This window comes from Dyella monticola, assembly GCF_003363155.1.
Lineage (GTDB): Bacteria > Pseudomonadota > Gammaproteobacteria > Xanthomonadales > Rhodanobacteraceae > Dyella_B > Dyella_B monticola.
On sequence record NZ_QRBE01000001.1, the window covers coordinates 724,592 to 741,115 of the forward strand.

The window sequence follows — 16,524 nt, forward strand, 5'->3', positions numbered from 1 at the left end:
CCTCCTGGAGATAGTCATGCAGAAGAAGTCGAAGAAGTGGTCCGCCCTTACGGCAAGCGCGTTGAGCACCGCGGTTGGTGCAGCGCTATCTACGGCGTTGCTTACCGTTGCACCGGTGCAAGTCGTGCACGCAGAAAGCACATGTGCGCCAGCGTGGAGTGCAAGCGCGATCTATACCGCGGGTGACACGGCCAGCGAAAACGGCACCAACTACGAAGCCAATTGGTGGACTCAGGGCAACGATCCGGCCACTAACAATGGCGGGCCGGGCAGTGGACAGCCATGGACATCGCAGGGCGGGTGCACGTCGAGCCCCACACCGACGCCCACTCCTACGCCGACACCCACTCCTACGCCGACACCCACTCCTACGCCGACACCCACTCCAACACCCACTCCAACACCCACGCCTACCCCGACACCCACGCCAACGCCTGCACCGAGCGGATTCGTGTTCAGTCCTTACAAGGACATCACGATCAATCTCAACTGGAACACCAACAGCATGCAGACGGCGGTTACCGGAACGGTGCTTCCGCTCGTGGGCAGCGGCAGTTTCTATTCCACCGCCGAACCTAATCTGCCCGCCATTTCGCTGGCCTTCGCCACGGGTACCTGCGGTAGCGAAAACTGGGGCGGTGTGTCGGCATCGGGATTCATTTCCGGCAGCATCGATGCGCTCAACAGCGCAGGCCTCAATTACATCGTATCCACCGGCGGCGCGGATGGCGTGTTTACCTGCGGATCGGCGTCTGCGTTCGAAAGCTTCATCGCCAATTACTACACCTCTCACATGATCGGTGTGGACTTCGACATCGAAGGTGGTCAGACGCAGGCGGAAATCCAGCAACTCGTCGCCGATGTCGCGGCGGCGCAATCGCAGTATCCGAACCTGCGCTTCTCCTTCACCCTGGCCACGCTGGCGGCATCGGACGGCAGCTACGGCGGCGTCAATCAGTTGGGGCAGTGGGTGATGCAGGCGATTGCGGCATCGAGCCCGGCGCTGAAGAATTACACCGTCAATCTGATGGTGATGGACTACGGCAATGCGGTGGCCGCCAACTGTGTGGTAGTGAGCGGTGCGTGCGAAATGGGTCAGTCGGCGATTCAGGCCGTAACGAACCTGGAGCACACCTACGGCGTTTCTGCCGGCCACATCGAACTGACGCCGATGATCGGCCAGAACGATACGCAGGGTGAAATCACCACACTGGCCGATATCGACACCATCACCAACTACGCCACCGCAAACGGACTGGCGGGCGTGCATTTCTGGTCGCTCGATCGCGATACGCCGTGCGCGGCGGGTTCGGCGTCGTCCACGTGCAATTCCTATCCAAGCGTGGGAGCGCTTGGCTACACCAATGAAATCTTGAAAGACCTCGGCAAATAACACGAGCAAGCAAGGAATGCAGGGGAATCCGTGGCGGTCCGGCCTATGCCGGATCGCCACGGCGCAACAGCGCGGCGTGCAATTGGCGGATGCGTCGCGTGGCAGGTCTCGCAAAAACCACTACACGCAGTATCGGTGCACGGATGCGTGACGGCGTCCAACCCCACGTGGCTTGCTGGAATGCAGCCATGGTCACGCCGTATTCCTCACCTGTTGCGGTTTCATCCAAACTGTGGAGACAGTCCCATGCACGTGAAGAGATCGACGAAGTGGTCCACCCTGACATTGAGTTCGCTGAGCACTGCAGTGTGCGCGGCGCTTTCCACCACTGTGCTCACGGTCGCGCCTGTGCAGACCGTGCACGCGCAGTCCACCTGTGCGGCAGCATGGGTGTCGACGAATGTTTACGTCGCTGGCAATGAAGTCAGCGAGAGCGGCGTCAACTACATCGCAAACTACTGGACGCAAGGCAATAACCCCGCCAGCAGCAATGGCGGTGCGGGCAGCGGCGAACCATGGACGTCACAAGGTTCGTGCGGCGGCTCGCCGACGCCAACTCCCACACCTACGCCCACTGGGTGCGATCCGGCCTGGAACGCATCGACTGCTTACAACGGCGGTGCGCTGGTAAGCGAGAGCGGCGTCAACTACGAGGCGAATTTCTGGACTCAAGGCAATAACCCAGCGACCGACAACGGTGCTGCGGGCAGCGGTGCGCCGTGGACTTCGGAGGGTGCCTGCAGCGGCGGCTCGCCGACACCCACGCCCACTCCAACGCCGACACCCACCCCGACACCAACACCCACCCCCACCCCGACACCAACGCCCACCCCCACGCCCAGCGGCTTCGTCTTCAGTCCTTACAAGGACATGAGCATCAACATGAACTGGAATACCTACGCCATGTCGACGGAGGTAACCGGTACGTTGATTCCTGTCGTAGGTAGCGGTGGTTTGTATGAAACCCAGGTACCGCAATTGCCGGCGGTTTCCATTGCGTTCGCCACCGGCGAGTGCGGTAGCGAAAGCTGGGCAGGTGTGACGCCGTCGGAATTCATTTCCGCCAACATCACACCAGGCGCTGCCAATTCGCTGGCCAGTGCGGGCCTGAATTACATCATCTCTACAGGTGGTGCCGATGGTGTGTTCACATGCGGATCGGCATCGGCGTTCGAGAGCTTCATCGCCAAGTACTACACGGCACAGATGGTGGGCGTGGACTTCGACATCGAAGGAGGCCAGACACAGGCGGAGGTACAGCAGCTCGTAGCGGATGTTGCCGCTGCGCAATCCGAATATCCGAATATGCGCTTCTCCTTTACTGTCGCCTCGCTGGGTGGTACCAGCAGCGGCACGGGCACGATCAACGAGCTGGGCCAGTGGGTGGTACAGGCGATCCAGGCGTCGAGCCCGGCGATCAAGAACTACACCATCAACCTGATGGTGATGGACTACGGCAGTGCCGGCAGTTCGAACTGCGTGGTGGTGAACGGTGCGTGCGAAATGGGCCAGTCCGCCGTGCAAGCGGTGGCGAACCTGAAGCAGTACTACGGCGTCCCGGCCAGCCACATCGAGCTGACGCCGATGATCGGCCAGAACGATACGCAAGGTGAAATCACCACGCTGGCCGATATCGACACCATCACCAACTACGCCACCGCAAACGGACTGGCGGGCGTGCACTTCTGGTCGCTGGATCGCGACACGCCCTGCGCGGCGGGCAGTTCGTCGCCCACGTGTAATTCGTACCCGAGCGTGGGTGTGCTTGGTTACACCAATGAAATCTTGAAAGACATCGGCAAGTAGCAACCCGGGAACAGGGGAGTAGGCCGTCGCGGGTCGGGAGGCATGCCCGGCCCGCAACGGGATGTGGCAGGCGGCCACCGGCATAAGGTGCCGGTGGCTTTTCTACAGCGGGCTGGGTTGTGGCCTGACCCGGCACGCGCACAGCCGCCTGTCTTGGCGCCCCTTACCATCCATGTCGCTGGGAGGCTGAACAAGGAAAAGCCAGCCAATGGCCGCGCACCACAGGCTTGGGCGGAGTTAACACTTTGCAACTCAAAAACTTTTTATGGACACAATGCCCACGTCTGTGTAATTTGTGTCAACTGTCGCCAGCCTGACACGTCAGGTTGGCGTAGTGCTATGGAGCGGCGCCAGGCGTGTTTTGGAACTCCAAGTAGTCAAGAAAAGCAGGGGGCGCTAGCTGCTCATGCAACGAACGTTTGTCGTAGGGTGCCCGCGTTCGGGTACCACCATCGTGCAGGCCATGCTGGCCCGGCATCCTCAGATTTTCACGCTTCCCGAAACCGGTTTTTTTCCGCGTCTGCTTGGCGGGCTCGATCATCGTTTTGGCGACGAAGGTGCTCAACCGCGTCGCCGCAATCTGGCTCGTCGTCTTGGTTTGACTCGCCGTTACGGCCGCAAGCAGTTTCTTGAATTGCAGCGTTCGCTGCTCGGTGAAGTATCGACACGTGCACCATGGTTTCTGGATACCTGCGTTACGCGTTTCATCGGCATGCTCGACAACCTCGCCAAGCGCGCGCAGCGTTCGATGTGGGTCGAGAAGACGCCGCATCATCTGCTTTATCTGCCTGAGATCGAGCGCTATTCGCCCAATGCGCGTTTTATCCATGTGATCCGTCCGGGCATGGATGTGCTCGCCTCCATCATGGATGCGCATTTGCGCTACAACAATAATTCGTTCAATGGCGGATTGTTGCTGTGGTCGCGACGCTGGAACCGTGCGATGGAAATCCATCGTTCGCGCATCGGCATGCGCAACCATCATTTCGTTTTTCTGGAAGACCTCGTACGCCAACCGGCGGAAGAATGGCTGCGTTTGTGTCAATTCCTGGAGCTGCCTGTCGAAGCCGAGCTCGATCAGGCTTGTCATCAGTTCATTGCCGATGTCGAAGCGGAGCCCTGGAAACAGGCGGCGCTTACTGGTTTGCCGCACCAGTCAGTGAGCAAGGCGGAGGGCCTGTTTGGTCCACAGTTGCGCGATTGGCTGCGGGAAAAACTCAGCTCCTATGAGGATCTCTATGCCGCCGGCAGTCTGTCGTTCGATCGCGACGATAATTTCGGCTACCCCGCCGCTGCGCCAGCCAAGCGGCGCGTGGAGACCATTGAAGCGGATGCGCTCGTGGAGGTTTCGGTCGAGGGGCATATCCGCGTCGCCTGAGCTGTCATCGAAGGCGCACGCGTACCGGCGGCAATGCATGACGTTGCAATGCCTCCTGGCCCGGCTTGACGGAATCGGTCGCGAATCGAACAAATGACGCGCGTGCCTGTCACAATGGGTACTCATCCATCGTGAAACAGGCAGTATCGTGAATCGAAGAGTCCGCAACAATCAGAGCTCCGTCGTGGGCTGGGCCATCGCCATCATTGTTGTAATCGGCGTGGTGGCGGCAGGTGTCTATCTGGTGCAGCGGGGCATGCATCCGGCTGCGCAGTCGACCACTGTGGTCGCGCCGGCGGCGCCTGCCAGCGCACCGGCCAGCGCCGCCTCGACGATCCAGCATCCCATTACCCAGGCATCCTCCGGGCCCGCGCCGGCTTCCACCGCTGCGCTACCCGCGCTGGTCGACAGCGATGCAGGCGTACGGGACGCACTGGCCGGCATGACCGACGGCAGCGACCTCAACTCCGTGCTGGTGACGAATCAAATCATCTCGCGTGCGGTAGCGACAATCGATGCGCTTCCACGCCAGGGTTTCGGTAGTACCAACATTCTTCCGCTGCGCACGCCCCGTGGCGCGATGCGGACGGCACAAGCCAATGGCATCACGACGATCGCCGCCGACAATACCGAGCGTTATCGTGCTTACATGACCGTGCTTACGGTGGTCGATCCGCATGCGCTGGTTGCCTGGTACAAGCACAACTATCCATTGTTCCAGCAGGCGTATCGCGAACTTGGCTATCCACGCGGCTATTTCAATGACCGCCTGATCGTGGCGATCGACGACATGCTTGCTGCGCCCGATATCCACGACCCGGTTGCGGTGACAAAGTCCGGCCCGCATTACGTGTTCGTCGATCCGCAGCTCCAATCGCTGTCAAACGGTCAAAAGCTGATGGTGCGTCTTGGGCCTGCCAATGAGCAGCAGTTCAAGGCGAAACTGCGCATGATTCGCCAATTGCTGGCGGGTGGTCAGGTCGCGCATTGACCCTCGATTCGGATGCGCAAAAAAAGGCCCGCCGTTCCTGGCGGGCCTTTTTATTATCAATCCATGCCGATCATCCGTGGTGCGACGGCTCGTGGCCGCCGCCACCACCGTGTGGCGCACCACCCGAACGTGGCGCCGAGGCAGGGTGATAAGCATGGGATTGCGGTTGCGCCGCCCGATACGCCGGTGCCGCACGATAGGCATTTGAACGATAGGCATTTGAAGGAGGCCTATAGGCGTTCGTGGGATGCATGGCGCCGTTGACACTACCAGGATGATACGTACCTGCACCGGTATGCGGTGCAAAGCCTGCCGAGCGCAGCGCCGTGTTGCTGTGCTGCATCGAGGCAGGTGCGTGCACGACGCTCGCACTGTGCACGCTTGCAGCGGCCGTTGTGAAGCGACCCGCAACAGCCCCGTGTGCCGACACCACGCCCGCGCCCGTGAACGCACCAGGGCGCGCGGTTGCGGCAATCGTCGGAGCACCATGATTGACCGACATGCGCATGGCGGGGTTGTGACTGGCCAGCGCGGCTTGCTGCTGTTGCGCTGCAATCGGTCCCATGCGCGCCTGGTGTGCATAGGCCATGTCCTGCGCGGTTGCACGTGCCGTCATGCCGCCCCGGCCACCGTTGTAGCTCACCCGCGTGACGTTATTGATCACCGTCCGGTTGTAGACGTTGGCGATGTGCACATTACCGAAGCGGTTGACAGCATGGTTGTAGTAAAAGCCACCGTGGCCCCAGTATCCGCCGGCATAGCCCACACCGGTGTAACCGAAGCCATAGTTGACGCCGCCGTAAAAGCCTACGTGGTAGCCCCAGTAACCGCGATGGAACAAGAACACTGCGCCATCCCAACCCCAGTAGCCGGGCGTCCACAGTGCACCATAGAACGGTGCCATGACCCATGTGCCCGGCACCCAGTAATACTCATAGCCATCCCACGCCCAGTAGCCGGGCGTCCAGATGTAACCCGCGCCGGGAATAGGTGGCTGCGCGTAGATCGGCAGCGGCGGCGGGGGAACGCCGACCGAAACACCGACGCCAATGAATACGCCTGCGTCCGCTTTTTGCGGAAAGGCGGCCAGGACGGCCGCTGCGCCAAGCAGGCCGGCCAGCGCACGCACCAGCCATGTGCGTCCGGAGACATCTTGTGTGTGGGTCATGCTGATGGCTTTCATGGTGTTTCCTCCTGGGGCCTGCACCGTACAAGAGAAAACGCAGGAAAGTGGGTAACGTTGCCTTCACGACGCGTCATAAGTTTGCGACGGTTCAGCAGCCAACCTGCGCGCCTTGCCGCATACCGCCTGCAACGCGTTGTGCGGCAAAGTCTTTCGGCTTTCCAAATCGCAGGTGAATGAGAAAGGTAGTATTTGCTTCATGCACGACTCCATGTGACTGCCGTCAAGTTTTTCCAGGCTTGCCCCCAACAGGACCCCCTATGTCTCAGCTACGCCATCTGCAAATGCTCACGCGCTACCGCGCATGGGCGGATCGGTTGCTTTATCGGTCATTGGCTCCCCTGCCGGCATCGTCATTGGCGGTCACACAGCCGATCGTGTTCGGCAATCTATTGCGCACGCTCAATCATGCCTATTGCATGGACCTGGTATGGAAGGCTCATCTGCAAGGTGTGCCGCATGGGTTCACTTCGCGCAATCCGGAGGGCTGCCCTGCGTTCGACGTGTTGCACACAGCGCAAACGGAGATCGACGAGTGGTACATCCACTACACCGAAACATTGAACGAGGAGCGCTGCGAAGAAACGATCCGCTTCACCTTTATCGGTGGCGGCGCTGGAGAGATGCGACGCGGGGACATCGTGCTGCACGTGGTCAATCATGCAACCTATCATCGCGGGCACGTGGCAATGATGATGTACGGCTTGTCGGTGCCACCGCCGACGACCGATCTGCCCGTATTTCTGCGCGAGATCGGTTGAACCCTATGCGTATTGCATCTTGATGGTCATGCCGCCGTCGACGACAAAACGCTGGCCTGTCACGAAGCCGGACGCATCGCTCAGCAGATAAACCGCAAGCGAGCCGATATCGTCGGGTGTGCCCACGCGTCCAGCGGGATGTTGCGCATGGTCTTTGCGACTCAGTTTGGGCTGGTGACGTTCCTGCGGTTTCTTCCACGCATCTGTGCTGATCCATCCGGGCAGGATGGCGTTCACGCGCACGACTGGACCCGCGCTTACGGCCATGGCGTGTGTCAGCGCGACGAGACCACCTTTGCTCGCCGCATAGGCCTCAGTATCCGGCTCGGACTGCAAGGCGCGGGTAGACGCGATATGGATGACCGCGCCGCCCGATGCCTTCAGCGACGGCATGGCGTGTTTGCTGCACAGAAAGGCGCCCGTGAGGTTGGTGCCGATATAGCGATTCCAGCTTTCCAGCGAGAGTTCCTCCAGCGGACCTCGGTTGGGATCGGCGATGCCGGCATTGTTGACCAATCCATGGATGGCGCCGAACTGATCGAGCGCTGCCTTGATCCAGCGACGCACGCTCGGTTCGCGCGAGACATCAAGCTGGCCAAACGCAGCGCGCTCGCCGACCTTCCACTCCTCAAGGCAGGCATGTCCCGCTTGCACATCCAGATCGCCGATCATCACCGAACCACCCGCACCAAGCACGGCTTGCGCAATGCCACGGCCGACACCTTGGGCGCCGCCCGTGATCAGCACGACGCGCTTGCGCAAGGGTTGATGATCGTACGCGGTGATGGCGGGAGTCTTAGGCATGACAGGCATGTCCGGCTGTAACGAGAGGAAAGGCAAAGCCTAGTGCATACCGACGTGATGATTGCAGTACGCTTGCAGCATGAACTCAAGTCGCCCGACTTCAGCTCAGGCCGAACGTTGCGGCCATCGGCTCTTGGCACCTGCCGAAACGCATCGTCTTTTTTTCGCGCTGATGCCCGATACGGATACGCGCCGCGCGATGGAGCATGCCGCGACACACGTACAACAGCAACAATCGGGGTTGCGTGCGCGCTGGGTCAGACCCGAACGGTTTCACGCAACGTTGATTTTCCTCGGTGATTACCCGGCCGTACCTGACGAGCTGGTCGAAAACGCGATGGCAGCCGCGGGCTATGTCAGCGCGGCGCCGTTTGCGTGGACGCTGGATTACGTCGCCAGCTTTCGCGGCCGCGAACCGCCGTGCGTCCTGCGTAGTGCCCAGGTGGCCGAGGCACTGATATTGCTGTGGCGCACGCTGCAAGAATCGCTCACGCAGTCGGGCCTGCATCTGCGCAGAGAGCGCCAGTTCACGCCGCATGTCACGCTGGCCTATGCTCGGTGTGAGCTGGCTGAGGCCATTGCGGTGGCACCGCCGATCGTCTGGCCGGTCGACCGGTTTGTGCTCATCCATAACGTAGTGGGCAAGGGGAATTATCAGGTATTGGGCAACTGGAAGCTGTCTGGCGAATCGTAAGCATGGGCCGGAAGTCAGCTAGGCGTGCCCTGGCAAGAAGCGCACAATCCAGCCGTTTCCCCAAGCCAGGAGTTCGTCATGCGTTCGACATCCATCGTTCTGCTTGCGGCATTGGCACTTCCAGGGACGACCCTGGTTGCGCAGACATCGCAGCCCAATCACATGCACGCTTTAAAAACCGTGCCCTCGTATGTAAGTGCCGCAGTCAAGGATCCGGCGCGCGGCCAGAACGCCACTAACGACGCGCGCCGCAAAATCACCGACATCATGATTTTCAGCCAAGTGAAGCCCGGTCAGAAAGTACTGGAATTGATTCCAGGCAGCGGCTACTTCACGCAGGTATTTAGCGACATCGTCGGTTCGAGCGGACACGTCTACGCGCTATGGCCCGACGAGTACGTCAAGGTGGATGGTGATGAAGTGGCACCCTTCGAAAAGATGGTCGCCAGTCCGCATTACGCGAATGTCAGCGTGCTTAAGCAGCCGGCAGCGCAATTGAGCGTGCCCGAATCGGTGGATCTCGTCTTCACCTCGCAGAACTATCACGATTATCCGGACAAGTTCATGGGCAAGGTCGATCCGGTTGCGTTCGACAAACAAGTCTTTGCGGCGTTGAAGCCGGGTGGTCTGTTCGTGGTGATCGACCACGTGGCGCCGGCCGGGTCGGGCATGGCCGATACCGATACGCTGCATCGCATCGACCCGGCCATCGTGAAACAGCAGGTGGAATCAGCGGGTTTCGTTTTCGACGGCGAAAGCAACGTGCTGCGCAATCGGAATGACCCGCACACCAACAAGGTGTTCGATAAATCCATCCGTGGCCACACGGATCAGTTCATGTACCGGTTCCGCAAGCCCGGTTGAGTTCGATCGACATGCGACGCCCTTCACCCTGCACGGGAGAAGGGCGTCGGCGTTTTACTTGGTGCGCAGTCCTTGCCACATGGCGTCCAGCAATTCATCGGTGGGATCGGACGTCTGCTCCCAATACATGATGCCGCCCAGATGATTTGCCTTGATGTAGGCGTCTTTCGCGGCGATCGATTGCGGATCGTCATAGGTGATGAAGCGATGCGTTTGCGCGTTCCATAGCCAGGGCGCCTGCGCGGCATCGTCCCAATAACGCACGTAGCCTTGCTTGTTGATGTAATCCTGTTTCAGCTCCGGCCAGTTGTGTCCACCTTGGTAGTGGCCGTAGGTCTGATAAAGACCCTTGTGATCAGGTTTGACATCGGCGAACTCGCGCCCGTAAAGGGCGGCGCCGATGACCAGCTTATCCGGTGGAACGCCCGCGGCGAGAAATTGCTGCACGGCGCGGTCGGTGGTGCGGCCATCGCCGGTTATCAGCGCGGACGCATGCAAGCCGGTGTGGTGACCTGTCGTGGGCGTCGCGCTGTTGACGAAGTCGTACGTCATCATGTTGAACCAATCCAGCAACGGGCTGACGGCCGCAATATCGACGCCGCTGACAAACGGACCATCGGCAAGCGCCGCGCTCAACGTGTAATGTTTGCCATCCTTTGCACCGGCATGGTCGAGGCTGCTGCGAATCGCTTTGAGCAGCAGCGTGAAGTTGGTTTTATCCTGCGGGCTGGAGTGAATGCCCGATTCATGATGCCCGGGATATTCCCAATCGACATCCAGGCCATCGGCATGCTGCGTGGAAAGGAGTTTTGCCGCGCTATCGGCAAATTGCTGGCGCCCGGTTGCCGTGCTGGCGGCTTCGGAAAAACCGCCCACGGTCCAGCCGCCCACCGAAACATCCACTTTCAGTTTTGGGTTGATCTTTTTGAGCGCGAGCAGCGTCTGTAAGCGCTGCGCACCTTTGTCGTCGAGCACGACGCTGCCGTTCTTGAGCTGGGCGAACGCGAAGATCAACGTGTCGATCTTGTCCACATCCTTGGTCTGTGAGGGAACCCATCCGGTGGCATAGCCGACGATGCGATACGGCGATGCCGCAGCCGCACTGGCATCGCTTAGCGCAAGCAGCATTACTGAAGCGGCCAGCACGCGGCCAGAACAAACCTTTAAACGACGAAGCATTACTGCACTCCCTTGGTAGACCCGGCGATCTTTGCAAAAGATTCAAGCGCCTCGCAGTGCTATACGGCACGATGGACGGCGACCTTGATGTCGATATGACCGGATATCATGTAGCGGGTATCCGATCCTTTTCTGCGCATGAACGAAGCATCCGCCCACAATAACGTTTTAGCTGACGATCCGCCGCCGCGCCCACCGGTGGAGCCTGATCCGGGCGATTGCTGCGGCAACGGTTGCGACCCGTGCATTTTCGATCTGTACGAGGAAGCGCGGCAGCACTATCGCGATGCGCTGGCCGCCTGGCGCGAGCGCCATCCCGGCGTGGATCCGGCCTCGCATGGCTAGACGCCGGGGCGTCGCTGGGTGGAACGATGTCGCAACTTGGGCCAATGGGTGTTGAAAGGAGTTGCTGCGCTGCATTAAATTCGGCGGTCGGAACAAGGGGAATGAAGTCATGAAACGCTTTCTGGTGATCGGCGCCACGGCGCTGCTTTGTGCGTGCGGCGGGCAGAACGTGCATGAGTCGGCGTCGCTCGGCGATCTGGTCAAACCCGGTACGGCACCGTGGCTCACCGTGGCCACCGGTGCGGACAAGCTCGAAGTGCGCGGCCTGGATCACAAGCTCACGCTGCAACCGTCGCCGGATTTGTCGGCTGCCGTGCAGTCGCAGCTTGGCTCATTGCTGCAACCGAGTTATGTGCCGGACCTGGTGGTAACGTGCGGCGCGCCGACCATCAGCCTGCGTGTCGATCAGGACAAATCGCCCAGCACGGTGGCGATGGATCTGGGGCTGCACTGTGCGATCTGGGCGCACGGCTATGACGCCAACCATGATTACAAGACACAGGTTTCCACCGCGGTGGCAAGCAGTACGGAAGACCAGGCCTATGCGCAGGCCCTGTCAAAACTCGTGGCCGACAGCTCCAGCGATATTGCCAGTCAGCTGCGAGGCGATATCGGCACCATCGCCTCCCGTTAGATCGAGCCAAAACGCGGATCTGCCGTCTCGCTCACACGGGGCGTAGCACGGCACCTTCGATGTAGCACACTGCAGCGCGGCAATACCCCTTCGGCGATCCACGCTATCTTGTTAGCTTGACAGTTTGGGGAGACACACCCGTGAATGCAGTACCTGGACCCGACGCGCCACGCGCCGAACTCACCCTGCGCGGCCTGATCATAGGCATTGTGATCACGCTGTTGTTCACGGCCGCCAACGTGTTCTTCGGCCTCAAAGCCGGCCTGACCTTCGCTACATCGATTCCGGCGGCGGTGATCTCCATGGCCATTCTGCGCGCGATGAAGAACGCGACGATCCAGGAGAACAACATCGTACAGACGGTCGCCTCGGCGGCCGGTACGCTCTCGTCCATCATCTTCGTGCTGCCGGGCCTGATCATCGTGGGATGGTGGACCGGGTTTCCGTTCTGGGTGTCATTCGGTATCTGCGCTGCCGGCGGCATTCTCGGCGTGATGTACACCATCCCGCTGCGCCGCGCGCTGGTGACCGACTCGGACTTACCCTATCCGGAGGGCGTGGCCTGCGCCGAAGTGCTCAAAGTGGGCTCGGGCGAAGTGGTGGAGGCGTCCGACTCGGCGGCCGTGGAAGGTGGTAGCGCCGGTCTCAAGGCGGTGCTCGTGGGCTCGGTGGTGTCGGCGCTGTTCTACATTGTCGTGCAGACCAAATTGTTCGCCAGCGATCTGGCGCAGTATTTCCGCATCGGCGATCGCGGCGCCGCGAGCGGCTACGATTTCTCGCTCTCTTTTGCACTGTTCGCCGTGGGGCACCTGGTCGGCTTGTGGGTGGGCCTCGCGATGCTGTTCGGCGCGATCATCGGCTGGGGCTGGGCGGTGCCGCACTTCACCCTGCTGCATCCGGCGGCGGGCGATCCCTCGGACGTGGCGCAAGCGGCGTGGAGCCATTACGTGCGCTTTGTCGGCGCAGGTGCGATCGGCGTGGCGGCGATCTGGACGCTGGCCAAACTGGTGAAACCGGTGGTGAGCGGCTTGTCCTCCGCCATGGCGGCCTCGCGCGTGCGCAAGGCCGGGAAGGGCAGCACGCTGCCGCGCACCGAGCAGGACATGCCGATCGGCATCGTCGGCCTGATCGTGCTGATCTGCATGCTGCCGATCGCCTACCTGCTGGGACATTTCAGCGTGGTCAGCGGCCTGGCTTCGCATACCACGCTGCTGGTGGTGGGTGGCGTGATTTTTGTGCTCATTCTCAGCTTCCTGGTGTCGACGGTATGCGGTTACATGGCGGGCCTGATCGGTTCGTCCAACAGTCCGCTATCGGGCATCGGCATCCTTGTGGTGATCATCGCCGCATTGTTGTTGGTCGCTGGCGTCAAGTCCGAACTGCCCGCCGATTCGGGCAAGGCGCTGGTGGCCTTTGCGCTGTTCATCACCTCGATAGTGTTCGCCGTGGCGGCCATCGCCAACAACAATCTGCAAGACCTGAAAACCGGTCAGCTGGTCGATGCCACGCCGTGGCGCCAGCAGGCTGCGCTAGTGATCGGTGTGATCGCGGGCGCGATCGTGATTCCGCCGGTGCTCGGTCTGCTCAACAAGGCCTATGGTTTTCTCGGCGCGCCGGGCGTGAACCCCGCGCACGCGCTGCCGGCACCGCAGGCCGGTTTGATTTCCGCGCTGGCGCAAGGTGTCATCCAGCACAACATCGACTGGAGCCTGATCGGTATCGGTGCGGCGGTTGGCGTTGGCATCATCATCCTGGACGGGATCCTGGCGGCCACGACCAAGTCCGTGCGCCTGCCGCCGCTGGCCGTTGGCTTGGGCATCTATCTGCCGACGTCGACCACGTTGATGATCGTGGCCGGCGCCATCGTGGGCTGGTATTTCGACAAGCGCGCCGAGCGCCAGCCCAAAGCCGAGGCCATCAAGCAGTTGGGCGTGCTGCTCGCCTCGGGCTTGATCGTGGGCGAGAGCATCATCGGTGTGGTGGTGGCGGCCATCGTGGTGTTCTCCGGCAAGGCGTCGCCGCTGGCAGTGGTGGGTGACAGTTTCGAACAGCCTTCGGTGTGGATCGGCAGCATTGCGTTCGTGCTGGTGACTTATGCGATGTATCGCTGGATCGCGCGGATGGGCCGCAATAGCTGATCCTTGCGAGGCCGATCACTGCGCTTGATGTGCAGCGGGCTGCCTTGGCCCGTCGTTCCGGCGAAAGGGACTCGGCGACTCCAAGGCACCAGGCCCCGCTTTCGCCGGGGCGACGGCTCAGGTGTTTCCGCACCCTCAGTAGGGCGGCCGATCGTGCGTAAAATGAGCACCCCTTTTTAACGGATGCCCCGTTTGCCTCCCGCCGGCTTCCAAACATCTACGCCCGAAGCGGTATTGGATGCGCTCTTCCTGCCTTTAGCGGACGACGCGCTGCGCCTGCCTGTCGATGGCAGCGTGCTGTTCTTGCGTGCGCGTGATGGGTTTCGCCTGCGCGAAGTCGCGCAACCGGGCTGGCTATGCGAGCAGAGTTTCAAACCGTTCGCCGACGCGTTATCACGCAGCGGTTTTAAGACCGATGACGTCGATCCCCACGCGCGCTTCAAACGGGTGCTACTACTGCCGCCGCGCCAGCGCGATGAAGCCCGCGCGTGGTTCGCCAGGGCCGCGCGACATGCCGAGGACGGCGGCGTCGTGATGGCGTGTGTACCCAACGCGGAAGGCGCGAAATCCGCCCAGGACGATCTGACAGCGCTGCTCGGATCCGTCAGTCATCGTTCCAAGCACAAATGCCGCGTATTCTGGGGTGTCTCGCAGGCATCGACACGCGACCAGGGCTTGTTCGAGTCGTGGCTGGCGCTCGATCGCCCGCAAATGAATGGCGCCGGCTATATGAGCCGGCCTGGTCTGTTCGCATGGGATCGCATTGATACAGCGTCCGCGTTGCTCGCCGCGCATCTGCCCGTCGACCTGCACGGTGAAGTCGCTGATTTCGGCGCGGGTTATGGTTATCTTGCGGCGCAAATCATCGCCCGCTGCCCGCAGGTAACCGCGCTCGACCTGTATGAAGCGGAAGCGCGCGCGTTGGAACCGGCACGACTCAACCTGCAGCAGGCCGCACGCACGCATGCGCGCGAAGTGGCGACTGGGTTTTACTGGCACGACATCACGACCGGCGTGGCGCGACGCTACGATGCGGTTATCAGCAATCCGCCGTTCCACCAGGGCAGGGCAGATCTCCCCGACCTTGGCCGTGCTTTCATCGCACAGGCGGCCGGTGCGCTCAGGCCGCAAGGCTGCTTGTGGTTGGTGGCCAATCGCCATCTGCCTTATGAAGCGACGCTTGCCGAACGTTTCGAGCACGTACGCACAGTGGTTGCACAGGACGGTTTCAAAGTGATCGAAGCAAAAGGTGTACGCGGATGAGGCTGGTCAGGTTGATTGCGAATCTTGGCTACGGCAGCCGCAAAGAGGTCGCATGGATGTTTCGCGAAGGGCGCGTCACCGACCCCGATGGCGAAGTGCTATACGCCGATGACAAGGTCGATCACTCACAGATACGCATCGATGGCGAACCGCTCGATCCGCCTACTGGCATTGTGCTGATGATGAACAAGCCGCTGGGTGTGACGTGCTCGCGCAAGGATCAGGGGCGCGTTGTCTACGACTTGCTGCCGCCGCGCTATCGCTCGCGTGATCCTGCGCTGTCGACCGTCGGCCGGTTGGATCGCGATACATCCGGCCTGTTGCTTCTGACCGACGATGGCGCGCTGCTGCATCGGATCATCTCGCCACGCGCGAACATCGCCAAGATCTACGAAGCAACGCTGGCGCAGGATCTGCGCGGTGACGAACAGGCGCTCTTCGCCAGCGGTACGCTGATGCTGGAATCGGAAACCACGCCGCTGCTGCCGGCCACGTTGGAGGTGCTTGCACCACGCAGCGTGCGCCTGTCCATCACGGAAGGCCGCTACCATCAAGTGCGCAGAATGTTCGCCGCCACCAGCAATCGTGTCGATGCGTTGCATCGTGCCGCTATGGGAGGTTTGCAATTGGATGATCTGCCGATGGGGCAGTGGCGCATGCTTGATGCGGATGAGATCGCGCGCATCTTCACGCCGGCCGTGGGATGAGCCGCCGGTGTTGTGTGAATCGGAAATGCTCAGGGCTCGGCGTGTACCTGGTGGGATCGTGCCAGTTCGTCTTCACGGCGGGAGCGCGCGCTTGACGTCCAGGAAACCAGTTTCAACTCTGAGAGAGAGTCTTTGACTACTTCGGCATCCTGCGTATGGGTGATTGCGAGCATCCCTGCTACCAACTGCATTCCGCGCACCAAGGCGGAACGAGCGAGAAGCATGTGCATGTTTTTTTACTCCACCGACTACCCCTGCGTAGTCGCGGACAAACTGTACCAAGCTTTAACCGTGAATGTATAGGTGCCGTGAAGCATGTATACCTTGTCACAAATTTGCTGCCTTGCGCCAACTCAACAGTGTCCAAATAGTGTTCGGTATGCC

At 61.0% G+C, this 16,524-nt stretch carries 16 protein-coding genes; 12 read left to right on the plus strand and 4 right to left on the minus strand.

Features of this window, described 5'->3' with window-relative positions; translation table 11 throughout:
* Window positions 1-16: 16 nt before the first annotated feature.
* Window positions 17-1,393, plus strand: coding sequence for a carbohydrate-binding protein (locus DWU98_RS03150; RefSeq protein ID WP_115493977.1), 1,377 nt, complete (start codon window positions 17-19; stop codon window positions 1,391-1,393).
* Between the two features lie 43 nt (window positions 1,394-1,436).
* On the opposite strand, the gene DWU98_RS21865 is transcribed toward DWU98_RS03150, so the two are convergent.
* Window positions 1,437-1,589 carry a hypothetical protein gene (locus DWU98_RS21865; protein WP_158544935.1) on the minus strand — a complete coding sequence of 51 codons (153 nt, stop codon included), beginning with the start codon at window positions 1,587-1,589 and terminating at the stop codon, window positions 1,437-1,439.
* A 50-nt stretch (window positions 1,590-1,639) separates the two neighbouring features.
* On the opposite strand from DWU98_RS21865, the gene DWU98_RS03160 reads away from it, so the two are divergent.
* The 3 genes from DWU98_RS03160 to DWU98_RS03170 all read left to right on the plus strand — a co-directional run bounded on the left by DWU98_RS03160 (window position 1,640) and on the right by DWU98_RS03170 (window position 5,568).
* Window positions 1,640-3,199, plus strand: coding sequence for a carbohydrate-binding protein (locus tag DWU98_RS03160; RefSeq protein WP_115493979.1), 1,560 nt, complete (start codon window positions 1,640-1,642; stop codon window positions 3,197-3,199).
* Window positions 3,200-3,605: 406 nt separating this feature from the next.
* Window positions 3,606-4,577 (plus strand): sulfotransferase family protein, encoded by a 972-nt coding sequence (locus DWU98_RS03165; RefSeq protein ID WP_115493980.1) that lies wholly within the window; start codon window positions 3,606-3,608, stop codon window positions 4,575-4,577.
* A gap of 148 nt (window positions 4,578-4,725) precedes the next feature.
* Entirely contained in the window at window positions 4,726-5,568 is an 843-nt protein-coding gene (locus DWU98_RS03170; RefSeq protein ID WP_230474636.1) for a DUF3014 domain-containing protein, read from the plus strand.
* Window positions 5,569-5,638: 70 nt separating this feature from the next.
* Here DWU98_RS03170 and DWU98_RS03175 read toward each other — a convergent pair whose 3' ends face one another.
* Window positions 5,639-6,751, minus strand: coding sequence for a YXWGXW repeat-containing protein (locus tag DWU98_RS03175; protein ID WP_230474637.1), 1,113 nt, complete (start codon window positions 6,749-6,751; stop codon window positions 5,639-5,641).
* Window positions 6,752-7,011: 260 nt separating this feature from the next.
* Here DWU98_RS03175 and DWU98_RS03180 point away from each other — a divergent pair, with 260 nt between their 5' ends.
* Window positions 7,012-7,512: a DinB family protein gene (locus DWU98_RS03180; RefSeq protein WP_115493981.1), complete on the plus strand. Its 501-nt coding sequence runs from the start codon at window positions 7,012-7,014 to the stop codon at window positions 7,510-7,512.
* Between the two features lie 3 nt (window positions 7,513-7,515).
* Here the strand turns inward: DWU98_RS03180 and DWU98_RS03185 are convergent, their stop codons facing one another.
* The gene (locus DWU98_RS03185) at window positions 7,516-8,316 is read right to left on the minus strand and encodes a glucose 1-dehydrogenase (RefSeq protein ID WP_115494185.1); all 801 of its coding nucleotides are present in this window, start codon (window positions 8,314-8,316) and stop codon (window positions 7,516-7,518) included.
* Between the two features lie 79 nt (window positions 8,317-8,395).
* Between DWU98_RS03185 and thpR the strand changes: the two genes are divergently transcribed.
* A complete protein-coding gene (gene thpR / locus DWU98_RS03190) occupies window positions 8,396-9,010 on the plus strand; it encodes an RNA 2',3'-cyclic phosphodiesterase (protein WP_115493982.1) in 615 nt (204 codons plus the stop codon).
* Window positions 9,011-9,088: 78 nt separating this feature from the next.
* Window positions 9,089-9,874, plus strand: a complete 786-nt coding sequence (locus DWU98_RS03195; RefSeq protein ID WP_115493983.1) for a class I SAM-dependent methyltransferase — start codon at window positions 9,089-9,091, stop codon at window positions 9,872-9,874.
* A 54-nt stretch (window positions 9,875-9,928) separates the two neighbouring features.
* Here DWU98_RS03195 and DWU98_RS03200 read toward each other — a convergent pair whose 3' ends face one another.
* On the minus strand, window positions 9,929-11,053 hold the full coding sequence (locus DWU98_RS03200; protein WP_115493984.1) for a glycoside hydrolase family 18 protein: 1,125 nt from the start codon (window positions 11,051-11,053) through the stop codon (window positions 9,929-9,931).
* 138 nt (window positions 11,054-11,191) lie between these two features.
* On the opposite strand from DWU98_RS03200, the gene DWU98_RS03205 reads away from it, so the two are divergent.
* From DWU98_RS03205 to DWU98_RS03225, 5 genes are all read left to right on the plus strand, one after another.
* The gene (locus tag DWU98_RS03205; RefSeq protein WP_115493985.1) at window positions 11,192-11,398 is read left to right on the plus strand and encodes an oxidoreductase-like domain-containing protein; all 207 of its coding nucleotides are present in this window, start codon (window positions 11,192-11,194) and stop codon (window positions 11,396-11,398) included.
* A gap of 109 nt (window positions 11,399-11,507) precedes the next feature.
* Window positions 11,508-12,032, plus strand: coding sequence for a hypothetical protein (locus DWU98_RS03210; protein WP_115493986.1), 525 nt, complete (start codon window positions 11,508-11,510; stop codon window positions 12,030-12,032).
* Window positions 12,033-12,172: 140 nt separating this feature from the next.
* Window positions 12,173-14,170: an OPT family oligopeptide transporter gene (locus DWU98_RS03215; protein WP_115493987.1), complete on the plus strand. Its 1,998-nt coding sequence runs from the start codon at window positions 12,173-12,175 to the stop codon at window positions 14,168-14,170.
* Window positions 14,171-14,353: 183 nt separating this feature from the next.
* Window positions 14,354-15,433: a class I SAM-dependent methyltransferase gene (locus DWU98_RS03220; protein ID WP_196239456.1), complete on the plus strand. Its 1,080-nt coding sequence runs from the start codon at window positions 14,354-14,356 to the stop codon at window positions 15,431-15,433.
* Window positions 15,430-16,140, plus strand: a complete 711-nt coding sequence (locus DWU98_RS03225) for a pseudouridine synthase (protein ID WP_115493988.1) — start codon at window positions 15,430-15,432, stop codon at window positions 16,138-16,140. Before DWU98_RS03220 ends, DWU98_RS03225 begins: the two co-directional genes overlap by 4 nt.
* Window positions 16,141-16,524 lie beyond the last annotated feature (384 nt).